This is a genomic window from Shewanella sp. YLB-07 (genome assembly GCF_009377275.1).
The window spans coordinates 1-17301 of record NZ_VOQB01000018.1 but is presented as its reverse complement, the minus strand read 5'-3'; the positions used below and the strand labels follow the sequence as shown (position 1 = coordinate 17301).

Sequence of the window (17301 nt, the reverse complement as noted above, 5' to 3'; positions counted from 1 at the left end):
CGTTACCATAAATTCAGCATAACGACCCCTTATGAAGGGCGGGGAAACAGGGTAAGCTAATTGTCAGTTTTTAAAATAAATTCCGCTGCTTGAACATAAAAAGACAAATATGCTTTCTTAAATGTACGGCACGAATTGATGGAATGAGGAAGCAGTAATGGGCTCAGTCACCACAAAAAAGCACAGCAATGGCTTAGAATATGTCGATGTCGATACGCCATTATGTAAGGCGAGAATTTTCCTGCAAGGCGCACAGATAGACCTGTTTCAACCAGTCGGTAAAGCGCCGTTACTTTGGGTCTCATCCGCCGATGATTATCAGCCAGGTAGTGGCATCCGAGGCGGTATACCTGTGTGTTGGCCCTGGTTTGGCCAGAGTGATAACCCGGACTGGCCCCAACATGGATTCGCTCGCACCCGCATCTGGGCACTGGAATCCGTGCAGATGAAGAATCAGGCCGTCGAACTTAAGCTAACCCTTAAGATAAGTGAAGCAGACAAGCTCTACTGGCCCCATGATACTCGCGTCGAAATGCTGTTTACCTTAACGGACACCCTGACGGTATCACTGAAGAACACCAATTTGGCCAGTTATCCGGTGAGTTTGACTCAGGCACTACATAGCTATTTCCCGGTCAAAGATATTCATCAGCTTAAAGCCACAGGCTTTAAAGGTTCAAAATACATAGAGTTCGGTGAAGGCCCATTCAAGCAAAATGGCGATGAAGTGCTATTCGACAAAGAAACCGATCGGGTATATACCCAATTGGCTGACGTTCAAGAGCTGCACACCCCGGACGGCATTATTGAAGTTAGCCGCGAAAACAGCCACTCAGCAGTGCTCTGGAACCCTTGGATTGATAAGTCTCAGCGCTTGTCTCGTTTCAACAGCGATGACTACCAGACCATGGTCTGTCTCGAGGCGGCCAATGTGTTGGAAGATAAGCTCACGCTTGCACCCGATGAGACCCATATGCTGACCACTAAGATTGGCTGGAAAGATTAGTCCATTTAAAGTAACGAGTTTCAATTAAGAGTTTTTAAAGTAATAGGTTTTAAAATAAGAATTTTTTAATTACCAGCATCTCAACAAAGGGCATATTGTTCATCAATAGGACCTTGTTGTTTTCAACAGCAAGGTCAAAATCATAATTATTAACAGTACAAGGGCTCATGGATGAAAGCCATCGACATAAAGAAAATCTCCAAACACTTTCAGTCAGTTGCACTTATGCTCCTACCCCAGCTAAGCTAGAGTGATATTGTTACGATTGAATATCACTCCATGCTAAACTCAAACCATATTTCTCCACTCTAGTCCGATAATCTTAAATGTTAAGTCGTCTCTCCCGTGTAAAGCGGCTCATGCTAGCCTTGATTGTCAGTCTACTCATACTCGTTGTCATTTTGGTCAACAGCTTTGAGAGATTGGCTATGAGTATCGCCAATGATTATCTTGTTGAATATAACACTCAGATAAATGAACTCAGCATCAGGCCCACCTCGATGCACCATTGGCAGTTCCCGGTTATCAAGTTGACGGTTCATAACAGTGAAATCAGCATCACAGATTTAGCGTTAACCTTAGATACAGATATGAGCCTTTTGAGTCTCTATTCTCAGCAGCTATCTAGCAACCAAGTCGTGAGCTTAATAAAGCAAATATCTATCAAAGAGATCCATGCCAAGCTCAATCCAGGCGTGTTAACTGATGCGGGCAAGAATGTCGACGACCAAGGTCCTACCCTGGCACTGGATCTCAATGAACTCCCTCAGATAAATATTGGCACGACTTCGCTGAGCCTGGCGGGCATCTCTGCTTCAGCCTTGAGCTTGACCGTGGAGCATTTAACCTTAGATGAAGATGGCAACCTAAGCACGGCCATCAGTCGAAACGATAATGCCATTTTTCAGTTAGATGCCCATTTAACGGATAAACAATGGCAAGTATCGAGCCGACTCGTCTTCGATGAGTTATACGCATTCCTGACCGAGCTTGCAGCACAAGAGTTCGATACGAGTGCCCTCGCCCCGCTGCTCGCCCTGAAACAAGAGAGTGAACGAATTGGACTGGTATTAAGTGGCACTCTTGAATCTAACGCCACGCTAGACCTTAAATCGGCTCAACTAGAGTCATCCCATATCTTAAAACACTCAAGCCTGACATTGATGCAGTTTGATGAGCTCACCTTGACGCCTCACTCACCGAGCTCTTCGGCAGAGGAACCTTTAGCCCAAGACAGGGTTAAATTTGACATCGCCGGCCACCTTGCCGATCTGACCTTAACACTACAGCCTTTCACCCTCGAGGTTAGCCCGAGTCGCCATCAGATAAACAGCTTATTACCCCTTCTCTATAATGAACGGCATGATAAACGGATCATCCCTCTTGTGGCGGCCTTACTTGAGCCCAGCACCAGTACAGCTGCGGGGGGCGATAAGAGTCAGGCTCGAATAGATGAAAAACAAGCCATTAAGGTGATATTCACTCTGTCCCAACCTTTAGACTATTCGTTTGTCTCAAAAAATATTCATCTGGGCCATGCACAGCTGATGATCCGTGATGCCATGGTGGATGCCTCATTATCTGCAACTAATTTGTCACTGCAAATACCCACACAGAGTCAGGCATTCGAGTTAACAAGCGATTGGCAGTTTGCAGCGTCCCGCGAGCAAGCATTGGCGCTTAGCTCACTAATGCCTGACGATCCAAGCCCTTTCGCCGGCAATAAGACCATAGCCGATATCAGACTCGGCGCTTCATCCCTCACTCTGGCAGGAAAAATAAATATTGAAACTCCTACTGCAAGTGAGTCACCTCAATTCAGGCTCAGTATAAATCCAAATCTGCAGGCACAGATAGACAGTGTGGAGCTAGTACCTCAGTCAGTAAAACAAGACTCGGCGAGAAAAACTGCAGATAACCCCAGGTTTCAATTTGAGCTGAATCATCTCAAGCTAGTTAGCCATGATGAACTGGTGATGACCTCGAGTGAAGCCAGTCCGGTGAGCCTGGATATTCCCAGACTGACATTCTCTATAGGCCCAACGCGCTACAGGCATGACATACAGACTGATTTAGCCTCTGTCACTAAAGCGCTCAGCTTCGACGCTAACAGCCTAAAATTCAGCACTCTAGCAATGAGCCACTTCATCATAATGAAGAGTCTGATTAATGAGAGCTTAGCCAGCAGTAATCAAGCAAGCAATAGCAAATTGGCCTTATCCGCTTTCACCCTTGAGTCCGAAGACGTTCAATTCATTCAGTCCACAAGCTCAGGCGACCGCCTCACGGTATCAACGGCAGTGACGCGTCTAACCAGCCTTGACCCACTGGTGATAAAGCGAATGATTGACTCAGCAGACAAAAACAAACAGCCGATTCAAATAAGCGTCCCTCCATTAAACTTTGAGCAGCTAGACAATGAACTGGCCCTAAAACCTGTGCCATCGACGGAGCAAAACGAATATCTGGCTAAGCTATCAGGCCTGTATCTCTCTTTAGAAAAAACCAGTTCATTGACGATCTCCGATCTCACTGCAGAGGCGATGAGCCGAGTATTAACCGAAAACCTATGGGAAAATGTCGCTCACTATGAGCTCAATGGCGCCGAGCTGACTCATCATTACATAAAGAACAACAGAAAACGTACCGAGAAACTGTTAGGCCTCTACACGGCGAGTCTTTCCCAAACCTTAGACTGGAATGGCGTTAAATTAGATACCCATGAAAACTGGGAGTTCGATGGCCTCGAATTTGTCAGTGAACACAGATTACGGCCTCACATACCTACAGAGGCTAAAGGCTCACAGCTGCAGCTAACTGGAAAGTTAAATTTAGACAGTGATCTTGGCACTATTTTATCCCTTGTGAGCAATAACTACTCCCTGCCAAAATCCCTGTTCATCACAGGTGATGCCAGGCTGCAGACTAAATACGAACTCAATAAAAATGATAAATCGACTCAAGTGAGTATCAATTTCACACCTGAGCTCACTTCCCTCAGCGGCAGCATTAATGAGCTTCCCTTCGAGCAAGCCGAAATTCAGGCCAGCTGCCACTATCAAATGGAGCAGAAAAATCAGTCCTCATCCCCTGAGTCTCAAGGGTCAAATATCAGTACCTTGTCTTGCCCGGATATCCAGTTCTCTGCCGCTGCATTTAATCCCGGCATACTGATCACAGATATCAAGGCTCAGGCAGATTTTAGCGTCTCACTTGACGATAAAATCGCTACTAAAAAAGTAACAGAACAAGAAGCAAAAAATCGGAAAGATCTGAGTCCTGATGTTGGCAAACGCCCCAAACCTATGCTCCCCGAGACCTTAAGTGCGGCAAATATCCAGATTAATGCTAGCGGTGAGCTCCTCGGCGGACACTTACTGTTACCCGAGTTTAACTTAAGATTACACGACAAGTCCCATGGGTATCTGGTCCTCCAGGGGCTTGAGCTTGAACAGTTACTGGCCATCCAGCCTCAGGTCGGCCTCTATGCAGACGGGATCTTCGATGGCGTATTGCCTGTTGATCTAGTCCAAGGCAAGATATCAATAAGCGGTGGTAAACTGGCTGCTCGAGCACCGGGCGGACTCATATCAGTCAGCGGCAATCCGGCGGTGGAGCAGATGCGCCTGTCCCAGCCCTACTTAGATTTTGCCTTCTCCACCATGGAGCATCTCGAATATTCAGAACTCTCCAGTAGCTTCGATATGGCCCCCGATGGGGACGCACTATTGAAAGTGAGTGTAAAAGGAAAAGCGAAAGGGATTGAACGCCCTATTCACTTGAACTACTCTCAAGAGGAAAACATGCTGCAGCTGTTAAAGAGTTTACAGATTGGCGATAAGTTGCAGACTCAAATCGAACAGTCGATGAATTAATTCATCGGTTTTTGAACGTTCAGCTTCCAGTCATCTCAAAGCGATATAGTGATACTAATTACTACAATGTTTAATTAATAAAATAAGGAACACTCAGTGAAGAGACTGCCTATTCTGCCCACGACCATTAGCGCGATGATCGCTCTCCTGGCACTCACAGGCTGTACGCCCACAATCAAGATTGAGCCACCGGACAAGCCGATAGTGATCAATCTGAATGTTAAGATTGAACATGAGATCAGAATTAAAATCGATAAAGAGCTCGATGAGTTGCTGACCAACGATGAACTGTTTTAATCTCGGCTATAGAATTTAAGGAGTACAAAATGAAAACCAAATTATTGGTGCTCGCAGCAGGACTATTGCTGAGCCTAAATGCATTTGCCATATCGCTACATGACGCTAAGTCTCAAGGTTTGGTGGGTGAGCAAACAAATGGCTACTTAGGCATAGTAAAAAGTAGCCCGGATGCCAGCGCGTTAGCTAAACAGGTCAATGCTAAGCGTAAGGCCCATTATGAAAATATTGCCAAGAAAAATGGTATTTCAATCACAGAGGTCGCTAAAATTGCGGCTGAAAAAGCGATGAGGGCCACTAAGAAAGGCCTATATATTCAAACTAAGAGTGGTAAGTGGATTAAGAAATAGTGGTTTCAAAAACAGCCATCTCTTCTATCGATTGAGCTATTTACTGCCATAAGAAAGCCCGCGAACGCGGGCTTTCTGTTATGTCGCTTTGAGCGACGTTAATATTGATTGATATAAGTCACTCTAACGGCTCAATCTAATAGCATTTCAGTTCGAAGAATAAGCATCAAAACTTGAGGCTTGTTTTCCCCTTGAGGCCATCGTTGTCTTTAACCACTAACTTAACCTTGCTAGCACGACTGGCAAACTTGATCGCCAATGGACCCGATGCACGACTGCCATCGTTAAACTTCCACTTATGCTTAGTGATATAGCCATCGTCATCGAAGCTCATAGACACAAACAGGTCGATAAACCAGAGGTCGATATGCTTTATCACGGCAACAGGCTTAATCTTGTCAGCTTGTGTATCTATGGTGATGGTTTGCGAGACATTATGGGTTAAGCCGTCATTATCGGTAACGGTTAATGTCACCAGATAATCGCCATCTTGTGCATATTCATGGCTGACCATAGCAGACTCAGCGACAGCGCCGTCGCCTAACTCCCATGAGTAACTCACAATCTCACCGTCTTCATCTGCTGAGGTATCATTAAACGTCACCACGGCACCATCAATAGACACAGTGAAACTGGCCACTGGAGCAATATTATCTTCACCAAGCAACACAGAGATAACCACAGGATCGTGATCCGACGAGCGATATGCATCATTATTGTACAAATCAGCGAGCTGCGCATCTGACTTAAACTCTTCGTTGTAGTCGAGTAATCTTGGCTCATCGGTATTGATATGCCACTCGGTTACGTCGATGACTTTATCCAACAAGCTAGCATTAGCCAGGGCATGATCCAGCTGACCCGACTCTCCCGAATAGACATAAGAGTATGCATTCTCTTTATCAAGATGGTCGAACAACTCAGTAAACCCTGCGTTTTTAAGTGCTGTTAATGGATTTTCCTGAGCATAGGCATTGAGATCACCCATCACTAACACATCGGCCTCACCGTACTCAGCTGCTAGCCAGAGACTGACCGCCTCGGCGGCGCTGGTGCGGGTCAAATTACAGTTACCTTGACCATCGTTCATATTGGGATCGCCTAAGCTATCACAATCACTGCCCTTAGATTTAAAGTGATTCACTGCAACAACAATCACCTCATCACTATCAAGGTGTCTGAAGGCTTGAGTCAACATAGGACGATTCTTACCGTCGTTAAACAGTGGGTTATTATTTTCATCCAATGGTGAATTAGTACTTGAAAGCACTTTAGCCACGCCATCCAGGCTCACCTTGTTTAGGCGATAGATCATACCCACAGTGATAGCATCTGTCCCTATGCCAGCAGCGGTTTCTGCGCTGACATAAGCATAGCGAGTCTCACCGATTGCCTGGTTAAGGCCGGAGACGAGATCGGCAATGGCTGATTCACTGCCAAAGCCATCATTTTCTATCTCCATCAAACCTAATACATCGGCATTAATGGCGACCATAGCGGCAATGATCTTGTCTCTTTGACGGGTAAATTCAGTAGCGGTATCCGCGCCACGTGGCGTCGGGAAACCCGCCCCTGCACCATCACCATTGAAATAGTTAAGCACATTGAAGCTGGCAAGGATTAGATTGCCGCCTTCGGCGAGCATTGGCGCCGGAGTTCTGGTATTTTCGGCGACGAAATTAACCGTATCCATAGGCATCAGACGATACTTACCAAAACCATAATGCATTACCGCATCGAGTCCTGTGATGGTATCACCGACACGCACCGTATTTGATGCACTTAGCCCTGGCGCCGGATAACGCACAGGATCTGGGTTTTGCGATGTCAGTCCATCGTCTAACACTATGGCATCTTTAGCATTAGCAGCAGTTACCGCCAGTGCATCACTGCCTGGGGCGGCAACTTGAGTACCTATATAATGACGTTGGCTACCTAACAGTAACTCACCATAACGGCCTAAGTTATAGACTTCATTGACCGTTAAGTTATGGCTGAAACTGACGCGCATCCCTTCGAACGCTTCTAGATCACTTGTCTCATCGATTGGCAAGGTCACTATGGCGGCTGTTGGCATCGCCTGAGCCGACTCACAGAGTATATGAGCAGCCACATCGGTCAACTCAGTCAAGCCATTGTATTCCTTCACCTTAGCCTGAAAACGAATACGGTCACCGGCAAGATAACCTGTCGCGCTGCCCGTATAGACGAACACACCTTCTGAGGTCAAGGGATCGCCGTCGACTTCATTGTCGGCCATCTGCACAAACAACCCCTTAAGACCCGCTTCCTGATTACTGGTGACTATAACTTCGACTTCGACAAGCTGACCATTGAGTGGGCTGGTATCGGTCTGACCTTGAATGGCATGAATAGCCGTGGATGGGTCATTACACACAAGTGTCACAGGTTCTGTGGGCTCAGTTGGGTCGGTGGGATCTGTGGGCTCAGCATTAAACTGTCCAAGATCTGAAAAATCATCCTTGGCAAAACCCTGCCAGGTATCTAAGGTCACCTCATCGTCGATAACTCTATCGCCGATAAGCTGAGCGGGATCGCGGCGCAGCGTGTTGTCTTGAGTCGACAAATCACCGCTGCCCCACTGACTACCAGGATCTACGCCAACCTGACCCAAGCTATCGACTACCGCACCCGACTTTCTGAGGACGATAGCATCATCGCCGTTAAAAAAGCTCGAGTTACTCACTTGATTAGCAAGAGCCAAAATTTCGGCATTAGCATCATTATCGGCAAGAACATAAGTCTGACCCGCGGCCAAAGTTCCAGTCAGAACTATGGTCGACCCCACATCAGTTTTACCGTTAAAATAGTATTCGACTTGGTATTGGCTGAGATCGATATCAGTATTAGTAGGATTGTAGAACTCGATGGCCTTATTGTTACTACTGCCTTCGACATATTCAGAAATGATTAGATGATCGGCTGCCTGAGCGAACGTGGAAACACCACCTATCGCCAAGGCAAGTAAACTTGCTTTGGTAAACATATTAACCCCTTAATATTATCCATTTAACCTAGTTATTGTTCGAGCATTTGACTCTTTTGTTCAAATTGCTCCGGATTTTTCCAAAAAACCAGTCGATACTATAAAGGAGTTTTGCTTCAAATAGGTTGCACTTAAGTTGTATTTAGGTTGCTGGCATGACTTTTTATATCGATTAAAACATCAGGGGCGTGCAAATATCTTTACAGGTAAGCTTCAACATCAATGTGCTTGCGGGCTATCAGTCTTAAAGCTGATTCTTTAAAAATCAAGAATGACTGGTCTACAGCCTCAACAGACATCATCTTGTTAAAAACATCATATTTAATTCGCATAACACCTGATCAAGTTATCAAAGCAACCCATATCTTTATCCTGTCAGCATCTCACTTGTGCGCTAGACCAAGTTATGACAAAACAGCACGTGAGCCCCATCACAGCTTAAACAAATAGTGAATTACTCCCGTCTACTTAAGGATTAACAGGAGTAAAATCTAATTTGTTTAACTTGTCTAACATATCTTCGACATCCGGATTTTCGCTAATTGGCTTCAAATTAAGGTTACTTATGATCGCTATAGAATTTTTTGTTGTGCTTGCTTTTATCTATCTTGGCGCGCGAATTGGTGGAATAGGAATAGGACTGGCCGGCGGCGCTGGCGTCTTAGTGCTGACCCTGTTTATGGGCGTCGATACTGGACATATCCCCGTAGATGTCATCTTGATCATCATGTCAGTAATAGCGGCAATTGCGGCCATGCAAGTGGCTGGGGGCCTGGATTGGCTAGTCGACTTGTCCGAGCGTTTTCTGCGTAAAAACCCCAAACGCATCACCTTCTACGCGCCCATTGTCACGTATTTCATGACCTTGCTAGCAGGCACAGGACACACGGCATTCTCTACCTTGCCCGTCATAGCCGAAGTCGCCAAGGAGCAAGGCATTCGCCCTTCACGTCCCTTGAGTATCTCTGTTGTCGCCTCACAAATTGCGATCACGGCATCACCTATCTCGGCGGCTGTCGTCTTCTTCTCCGGATTATTGGAACCCTTAGGTGTGGGTTACTTAACCTTACTCGCCATCTGTATTCCGACGACATTTACCGCCTGTATGGTGGGCGCGTTCGTCGCAAACTTCTTAGGCTGTGAGCTAAAAGATGACAAAATCTATCAGGAAAGACTGGCCAAAGGCCTGATCAAGATTAAGGGGCAAACTCAAAGAGAGATTCTGCCTACGGCCAAGTTGGCCACCGGAATATTCATCACTGCTATTGTTTGTGTGATCGTTTATGCCACACTGATTTCCGATGCGGTCAATATCATAGAAAACCCCACCTTGGGCCGCAACGATGCCATCATGGTGTTTATGCTTACCGCAGCGACAGCTATAGTGACCTTCACTAAGATAGATGCATCTAAGATAGCCAATGCCGCGACCTTCAAGTCAGGCATGAGCGCCTGTATCTGTGTACTCGGTGTGGCTTGGCTGGGTGATACGTTCGTATCCAGTCATATCGACCAGATAAAAGAGTTTTCCGCAGATATCCTTAATCAATACCCCTGGATGCTGGCAGTAACGCTATTCTTCGCCTCCATGTTGCTCTACTCACAAGGTGCAACCACAACGGCATTGATGCCAGCCGCTCTGGCAATAGGCGTAGCCCCACTCACCGCCATCGCTTCATTTGCAGCGGTCAGCGCCCTGTTCGTGCTACCAACCTACCCGACTCTACTCGCAGCCGTGGAGATGGACGATACCGGCTCAACCCGCATCGGAAATTTAGTGTTTAACCATCCTTTCTTCATTCCAGGTTTAGTGACCATATCCACCTCTGTAGCTTTGGGCTTCTTAATAGGTGGACTGGTTTTATAAATTTAGTGTTTAACCATGCTTTGTTCTCCATTGCAGGTTTAGTGACCATATCCACCTCTGTAGCTTTGGGCTTCTTAATAGGTGGACTGGTTTTATAAATTTAGTGTTTAACCATGCTTTGTTCTCCATTGCAGGTTTAGTGACCATATCCACCTCTGTAGCTTTGGGCTTCTTAATAGGTGGACTGGTTTTATAAATTTAGTGTTTAACCATGCTTTGTTCTTCATTGCAGGTTTAGTGACCATATCCACCTCTGTAGCTTTGGGCTTCTTAATAGGTGGACTGGTTTTATAAATTTAGTGTTTAACCATGCTTGTTCTTCATTGCAGGTTTAGTGACCATATCCACCTCTGTAGCTTTGGGCTTCTTAATAGGTGGACTGGTTTTATAAATTTAGTGTTTAACCATCTAGGTTTGATGGCTATCGATTAACGACCTCGGTAGCTTTGGGGTTCTAATAGATGGAGCCCTACTCTAATCACTTTCGGATCTAAAGTGGCCAAGCCTTCAAATGAAGGCTGATTACATTTTTACCTTGGTTCATTTTGTTTTGGTCATTACATTTCGTCATTCCGGCAGAGCTTTTGAGCCTGAATCCAGTGACCTTTGCTGTTGGAATATGTCATTGAAGGTCATAACTTCATTGTTATCTAACGCAGGGGCACTTGCAGCGGGTGCAGTGCATGGTCTTGTATGCCTAGAGTATCACAGCCTAGGTACGACCTTTTATGCACTTTTCTCTCTCGTATGGCTAAATATTTTTAGTTTACACTGACTCCATTTGTTCCCTTAACCGAGGAGTAAACAACATGACTTCACAAGGCGTAAAGTTACCAACTCAGTTATTGCGCTGGAAGCTGACTCAGAGAGTGGCTTAGGACTGCCTTGAGCTGAAAAATCAAAAGCCATCGAGCAGTTCTAGATTGAATCTAGAGTGCTGGTGGCTTTTTTGTTTAGGGGGATTAATAGCCTATTACAAAGCATCTAATGGGCTAACGGTTCCCGCATAATGTTGACCTAATACATGGGTATAGATCTGGGTGGTATTAATGTCATTATGACCAAGTAACTCTTGTACGGTTCTTATGTCAGTTCCCGTTTGTAATAAGTGAGTGGCAAATGAGTGCCTAAAAGTATGACAGTTAACTTTTTTCATTATGTGGGTCATTTTCACTGCGTTTTGAAGTGATTTTCTTATGCTACTGTCATGACGGTGATGTCTGCAAGGGATTTTTGTCACTGGGTGTTCACAGATATGGGTTGATGGAAACACAAACATCCAAGCAGATTGACGAAAAGCATTGGGGTACTTTTTCCCTAAAGAATAAGGTAGCGATGGGCCAAAGCCATTTTTGTTGTCTTTTTTCTGTAATTTAATGGATTTATCAATATAAGCAGATAGTTTGCTACAACATAATTGGCTCAATAATGTCTGCCTGTCCTTATTTCCTTTCCCATCCCGGATTGTTAACGATAGATTATCTATATTGATATCTTGCAGTCTTAACCTTAAACACTCGTTGACCCTCATACCGCTACCGTAGAGCATCTCTACGACCAATTTTGCAGTTCCATCCATATTTGACAGTATCTGAGACACCTCTTTAGGTGATAAGACTGTAGGTAAAGTCCGTTGCTTTGTCGCTAAGCTAAAACCTAAATCCCCCAGTTCAATTCTAAGGTACTGTTGGTATAGAAAGGCCAATGAATTTAGAGCTACCTTTTGAGTATTAACAGCCACATTTTGATTGTTTGCTAACCCGCTCAGAAAGCTCTTAACATCACCGGAAGAGAGTGTCTCTGGATGAGCTTTTTTATGAAATAGTATGTAACGTTTAATCCAATACAGATAGGCTTTCTCCGTTCTTAGACTATACCCTCGCAAACGGAGCTCTTGTCGAACCGACTCTAAAAATGGACTTGAAGTTTTCATTTGTTGCACCCACAAAACACTGTACACTTATACAGTATTATCAAGTTTTAAAAAAATCAAGATAGATTTTAAGAGTCTATTCACGCTTTGCCATTGTGATATGAAAAGAAGTTGTGTAAATTCAGTAAGATGAAAGTGTTCAAACTTGAACAGCCTAGATAACCGGAAAGCAAAGTGTGCAACTAAGTTTTATCCGAAAGTGTATTGGATACTATTTGCCATGGATTAAGATAAAAGCATGTTTGCATTGGGATATTTTGACAGTTAATAACGCACACTTTCCCAAGAGGCATTGGCGAAACACGCTTGCCGTATATTAAAATGTTAAGTCGCTAAGGAAGGCTATGTCATTAAAACAAGTATTTTTACCTACACTCAATGCACCTCTGGTATTTTTATTAACCGTGTTCTTTTTTGTGGGATTAATTGAAGTAAATCCATATGTTGATGCTTCCTTTCGGAGTACGTTTGGTGTGTTCTCTAGCATAATGCTGGCTTTTGGAATCTTTTGGTGGGCATTAGTTGATGCAAGGTTCCGTAAGTTTGAGCTATCGACGATGTATAAAGTATTAGTCCTTTTCCTAGCTCCTGTAGGTGTTTTATTGTACGCATTCAAAAGCAGAAAAAGCTCTTTTGCTTGGTTATTGGTAGTCAAAATTATTTTGTTTATTTTACTTTGTAACGTAGTTGCATACATCGGATCTTTGTTAGGCATCAGGTTCGTGACTTAACAAGCCTCTGAATTCAGACTCTCCAAGGCTGTCATGCCATTTGCTGAGCAAATCGCCCGCCAGCACATGGTTCACTTATTAGAGGGGCGTTAGCGCACAAGGATAAATTATGACTAATCCATATAACTCACCAACGTCTGATCTTATTATGGAAGATGGGGAGTGGAAACGTTCCAAGTGGCTGACTGGATGGCTTTGGTTTATGTTTGTGATGACCCTTATAAATATTCCCACCTCATATTTAATGTCTGATGCCATTGTCGCTCAGGCTCAAAAAATGACAATGCCAATAATTTATACTTTAATGGTTGCCTCTGTTGTCAGTGCTGTATCTGTCTTTGCAATCATTAAAAACAAAAAGTGGGGCGTCTTTGGTGTCTGTGCAGTAGTGGTGCTTGCATTTGGCATTAATTTTTATACGCTGGGTATTAAAGCAGCTCTTACCGGTTTAATAGGTGCTGTTATTTTATTTTTCTTACTTTTCAAAGGTGGTAAAAATAGCGCATGGTCCAAGTTGCGCTAATCGGGTAGCCGGAGGTATCTAGCCTCCAGCCTCCAGCCCCCACACCACCCTGCATGCGGCTCCGCACAGGGCGGTTCATTTAGAACGCCTAACTGGATTTCTGGTTAGAGTAGTGAACTGCGATCCATCCATCTCGTAGTGAACATAAACCCGCTTTCTTAAGATAATCATTACTCAGCGCTTGCTGTATCCCTGGTGTTTTCGAACTTCTCCATGGACCTTTGCTTGTGATACCACAACCAACGGCCACTTGAATCTGGACACCACGCTTAAGTAAATTCTGCACCTTAGTCCGTGGTTTTCGCCACTGACGCCAGTAGCACATACGTACCCGACGACGGATCCAATGGTCTAAATCGACACTTCCTTGGTAAGCATTGGCTATGCCAAAGTAGTTGATCCAGCCTTGTATATATTGCCGCACTTTAAACAATTGATAACCCATACTCACGCCCCAATTTCGGTTCGTCAGTCGTCTCATCTTTTGCTTGAAAATGTGTAATGTTCTAGCATGCCACTGGATCTTGCCACGGTTAAATGTGAAACCTAGGAACTTGCTTTGACCTACCTTAACCACTTGGCTTTTCTGTTTATTAACAACCAGTTTTAGCTTAATGGCAAGGTAATGAGTAATGCTCTTGAGTACCCGTTCACCCGCGCGAAGTGACTTTATCAAGATGATGAAGTCGTCCGCGTAGCGGGCGAACTGATGCCCTCGGCTTTCCAGCTCTTTATCTAAACTATCCAACATAATGTTTGATAGTAATGGCGAGAGTGGGCCGCCTTGAGGTACACCTTCGAAGCTTGCTTCAAATTGGTCATTAACCATCACACCTGCACGTAGGTATTTACCAATAAGCGCCAACAGACGCTTATCCAGCACCTTGCTCTTTAACTGAGTCATCAACAGATCATGATTAACTCGGTCGAAGAATTTGGACAGATCAACATCGACGGCAAATTTGCGTTTCTGTTTGATGATATCCCTAACTTGCAGTACTGCTTGTTTGGCATTTCTATTCGGCCTAAAGCCAAAGCTATTAGTCGAGAAGAATGGGTCAAACAGTGGTGTGAGTATTTGAGCTATCGCTTGCTGTATTACGCGATCAATAACGTTAGGGATCCCCAATTTGCATTTACCGCCATCGGGTTTGTCGATCTCTACGCGCCTGACCGCTGAGGGTTGATATTCGCTTTTCTCAAATTGAGCTTTACACTGTTGCCAACCGCCTTGTTGCATCCAAAGTGGGAAGGCGTCGATGGTCATGCCATCGATACCTGCCGCGCCTTTATTGGCTTTTACTTGCCGCCACGCTCGGTGTAAATTCTCAGGTTCGAGTAGTTGCTGGAATAAATCGCTGTTGAAGGCCGGTTGCAGATCAATACGCTGCTGATAGTAATCGTCTGGCGACGTAGTGGGTATCGACAAGTGTGACAAGACTCCTCCTTCTTCTAAATGTTCAGGCCTTCACCATGTCCCATCCGTTACGATGGGCGTTGGGCTACTATGCCGTCTGCTGACTTCTGCTTAATCACACGCCGAGTTACCCCGTCATGCGCTATCGGTTTCATCTGATTCGCTCTTTTCAGTCGATGACACTGAAAAACCAAGGCACTTATAAACCAGAGCCTCACTGGTTAATGACCGATCGCGTGTTAAATAGATCTCCCCAGATAAGAACATGAACTTTCTTTGCACTGCTGCATCATTTACGGTGGCCATTAGATCACGTGATTTCGTCGTCTTGTGCCAACTCATCTCTAGCCAACTCATCTCTAGCCTACGCCTCATATGATATTCTTGTTCATCAGCTCGCAAATTTGCTAGCGGCTTCCTCCAGACCAATCCTCACGGATAAGCCCTTGCCATTCGCTAGTAGTTAACGTTTAATAACAGCATGTTAATAAACGGTGACCTTCCTACAGAGGACTTTCACCTCATTAGTTCATGCCCATGCTGGGCGTACACAAAACCAGCCAGAAGGACGCAGTAAACTGCGCCCCTGCTGGTAGGCGTTATGTTTTAGGAGGGAGCCAATGGTAGCTCTATATGTCGTTTGCACAGTTACCTGCTTTTTAGCTACTACAGCTTGCCTATACTTTTATTTGCCCAAGTTAGGTGTAAATCAAGCATTAGGCCAAAGAAGCTCAATTTTAAGTACCCTTATGGTTGGAGTTTCTGTAGTGGCTGCTATAGGTGCGCAGTATTTGAATGAATTAGCCATTATCATAGCCGTTTGTATAACCTTCTTCATCATCAAGTACTATTTAGACATAACCAAAGCAAAAGTGTTTACTCTAATTTTTGGTTTATATATCGTGAATGTGATGGTGGTTAGCGTTACCTTGATGATATTTTTACCTAGTTATCAACCGCCAACATAACAAGGCCAAGCAAGCCGACTCCGTCAGCTGTCGCGTTTCTTGCAAAGGTCGCAACAAATCGCGCCAACTACTCCACGGTTGTTGGCGGCGTTATAAGTCAAAGGTAGTAAAATGCACATTGTAGAAAAGTTATTAGATTCCGCGTATCAAGATTCAGAGTTACTGAAGAAGCGTGACGAAATGGGCGATGTCTTTTCTGCATTTCATGATGTAGATTTTTGTATAGAAGCTCCTGACAAGGAGAAGGCAGAAACTGTTTGCTCATTTATTAATGATAATCGATATGGGAATGCACATGTCGAAGAAGCAGATGGCAACTTTAGAGTAATTACAATAACTAACACTCCTGTCACGCAAGAAATTATTAGCTCGCTATCTGCAAATATGGTCTCAATAGCAGCAATTTTTCGCTGCGAGTTTTCCGGTTGGGGAAGCACAATTATTACTGCAGAAGACTTATAACAATACGCTTAAACGCGTTCTGGCCAAAAAGACGGCCTCCACTGGACGCACTAATGTGCGTCGTTTAGCTTAAGCGTTATGCCACTCAAGGATATTTCATGAAATTTATACATATGCTAGTACTCGTTTTTTTATTGAGTGCATGTACTAGTACAACAAAATTAACCCCTGAATCATATCAAATTGATATCGATAATAAATATCCTGCTATTGGCCTGTTGGTTAATGGCGGGCATCATATTGATAGTGGCTGTTATGCAAATACTTGTTATGACCTCCATGATAGAACGCCAGAGTATGTTTCCAGAGAGTTCAGTAAATCCAAAAATTTCAATGGATTATTTTTAGATAACTCAGAACTAGATTGGATTGTTGATGTCAATTTAGGGGTGTCTAAGAGATTCGTAGAGGGAAGCGGTGGGGCAACCTTAGCGGCTATGGCCTTAACCCTTGGAGTTGTTCCAACCACAGCAAAGCATGAATACGAAGCTTATATTCAGATTCTTTACAAAGGGGTGATTGTTAAAGAATACGAATATATTCAGTTGGTTGACGAAATAAACTCCGTTTTTGTTGATGTTCAATCAAGTGACTCCGATGCAGCAATGCTCTTGATGGCGAAATTTTTTAAAGAGATTGAGCAAAGGAACCCATTTGAATATTAGAAATAGCATAACAAGCTGCTAAATTCAGATGCACCAAGGCTGTCACGCCATTTGCTGAGAAAATCGCCCGCCAGCACATGGTTCACTTATTAGCAGGGCGCTGGGGGATCCCCTCATAATTGAGGCATCCCAGCACAGTGAATTTTCTTAATATATTCAATCATTGCCCAGTGTAAATGTTGCTCTGTGATCTTGTAGTT

At 44.4% G+C, this 17301-nt stretch carries 13 protein-coding genes; 10 read left to right on the top strand and 3 right to left on the bottom strand.

The features are described from left to right. The first annotated feature begins 157 nt into the window (after positions 1 to 157). The 4 genes from FS373_RS27410 to FS373_RS27395 all read left to right on the top strand — a co-directional run bounded on the left by FS373_RS27410 (position 158) and on the right by FS373_RS27395 (position 5528). On the top strand, positions 158 to 1006 hold the full coding sequence (locus FS373_RS27410; RefSeq protein ID WP_144046984.1) for a D-hexose-6-phosphate mutarotase: 849 nt from the start codon (positions 158 to 160) through the stop codon (positions 1004 to 1006). Between the two features lie 359 nt (positions 1007 to 1365). Further along, the gene (locus FS373_RS27405; RefSeq protein WP_144046985.1) at positions 1366 to 4881 is read left to right on the top strand and encodes a YdbH domain-containing protein; all 3516 of its coding nucleotides are present in this window, start codon (positions 1366 to 1368) and stop codon (positions 4879 to 4881) included. A gap of 135 nt (positions 4882 to 5016) precedes the next feature. Continuing rightward, positions 5017 to 5178 carry a YnbE family lipoprotein gene (locus FS373_RS27400; protein ID WP_152831096.1) on the top strand — a complete coding sequence of 54 codons (162 nt, stop codon included), beginning with the start codon at positions 5017 to 5019 and terminating at the stop codon, positions 5176 to 5178. 29 nt (positions 5179 to 5207) lie between these two features. Next, positions 5208 to 5528, top strand: coding sequence for a YdbL family protein (locus FS373_RS27395; RefSeq protein ID WP_152831044.1), 321 nt, complete (start codon positions 5208 to 5210; stop codon positions 5526 to 5528). A 166-nt stretch (positions 5529 to 5694) separates the two neighbouring features. Here the strand turns inward: FS373_RS27395 and FS373_RS27390 are convergent, their stop codons facing one another. Next, complete coding sequence (locus FS373_RS27390; RefSeq protein ID WP_152831043.1) at positions 5695 to 8535, bottom strand: ExeM/NucH family extracellular endonuclease; 2841 nt, start codon at positions 8533 to 8535, stop codon at positions 5695 to 5697. A gap of 565 nt (positions 8536 to 9100) precedes the next feature. On the opposite strand from FS373_RS27390, the gene FS373_RS27385 reads away from it, so the two are divergent. Then, positions 9101 to 10402 (top strand): anaerobic C4-dicarboxylate transporter, encoded by a 1302-nt coding sequence (locus FS373_RS27385; protein WP_144046989.1) that lies wholly within the window; start codon positions 9101 to 9103, stop codon positions 10400 to 10402. Between the two features lie 973 nt (positions 10403 to 11375). On the opposite strand, the gene FS373_RS27380 is transcribed toward FS373_RS27385, so the two are convergent. Next, positions 11376 to 12335, bottom strand: coding sequence for an integron integrase (locus tag FS373_RS27380; RefSeq protein ID WP_144046990.1), 960 nt, complete (start codon positions 12333 to 12335; stop codon positions 11376 to 11378). Positions 12336 to 12679: 344 nt separating this feature from the next. On the opposite strand from FS373_RS27380, the gene FS373_RS27375 reads away from it, so the two are divergent. After that, on the top strand, positions 12680 to 13066 hold the full coding sequence (locus FS373_RS27375; protein WP_152831042.1) for a hypothetical protein: 387 nt from the start codon (positions 12680 to 12682) through the stop codon (positions 13064 to 13066). Positions 13067 to 13175: 109 nt separating this feature from the next. Further along, a complete protein-coding gene (locus FS373_RS27370; RefSeq protein WP_152831041.1) occupies positions 13176 to 13589 on the top strand; it encodes a hypothetical protein in 414 nt (137 codons plus the stop codon). Positions 13590 to 13677: 88 nt separating this feature from the next. Here the strand turns inward: FS373_RS27370 and ltrA are convergent, their stop codons facing one another. Further along, a complete protein-coding gene (gene ltrA / locus FS373_RS27365; RefSeq protein WP_152831040.1) occupies positions 13678 to 15027 on the bottom strand; it encodes a group II intron reverse transcriptase/maturase in 1350 nt (449 codons plus the stop codon). Between the two features lie 599 nt (positions 15028 to 15626). On the opposite strand from ltrA, the gene FS373_RS27360 reads away from it, so the two are divergent. The 3 genes from FS373_RS27360 to FS373_RS27350 all read left to right on the top strand — a co-directional run bounded on the left by FS373_RS27360 (position 15627) and on the right by FS373_RS27350 (position 17101). Continuing rightward, a complete protein-coding gene (locus tag FS373_RS27360; protein ID WP_152831039.1) occupies positions 15627 to 15974 on the top strand; it encodes a hypothetical protein in 348 nt (115 codons plus the stop codon). 111 nt (positions 15975 to 16085) lie between these two features. Then, positions 16086 to 16436: a ribonuclease E inhibitor RraB gene (locus FS373_RS27355; protein WP_152831038.1), complete on the top strand. Its 351-nt coding sequence runs from the start codon at positions 16086 to 16088 to the stop codon at positions 16434 to 16436. A gap of 98 nt (positions 16437 to 16534) precedes the next feature. After that, positions 16535 to 17101 (top strand): hypothetical protein, encoded by a 567-nt coding sequence (locus FS373_RS27350; protein WP_152831037.1) that lies wholly within the window; start codon positions 16535 to 16537, stop codon positions 17099 to 17101. Positions 17102 to 17301 lie beyond the last annotated feature (200 nt).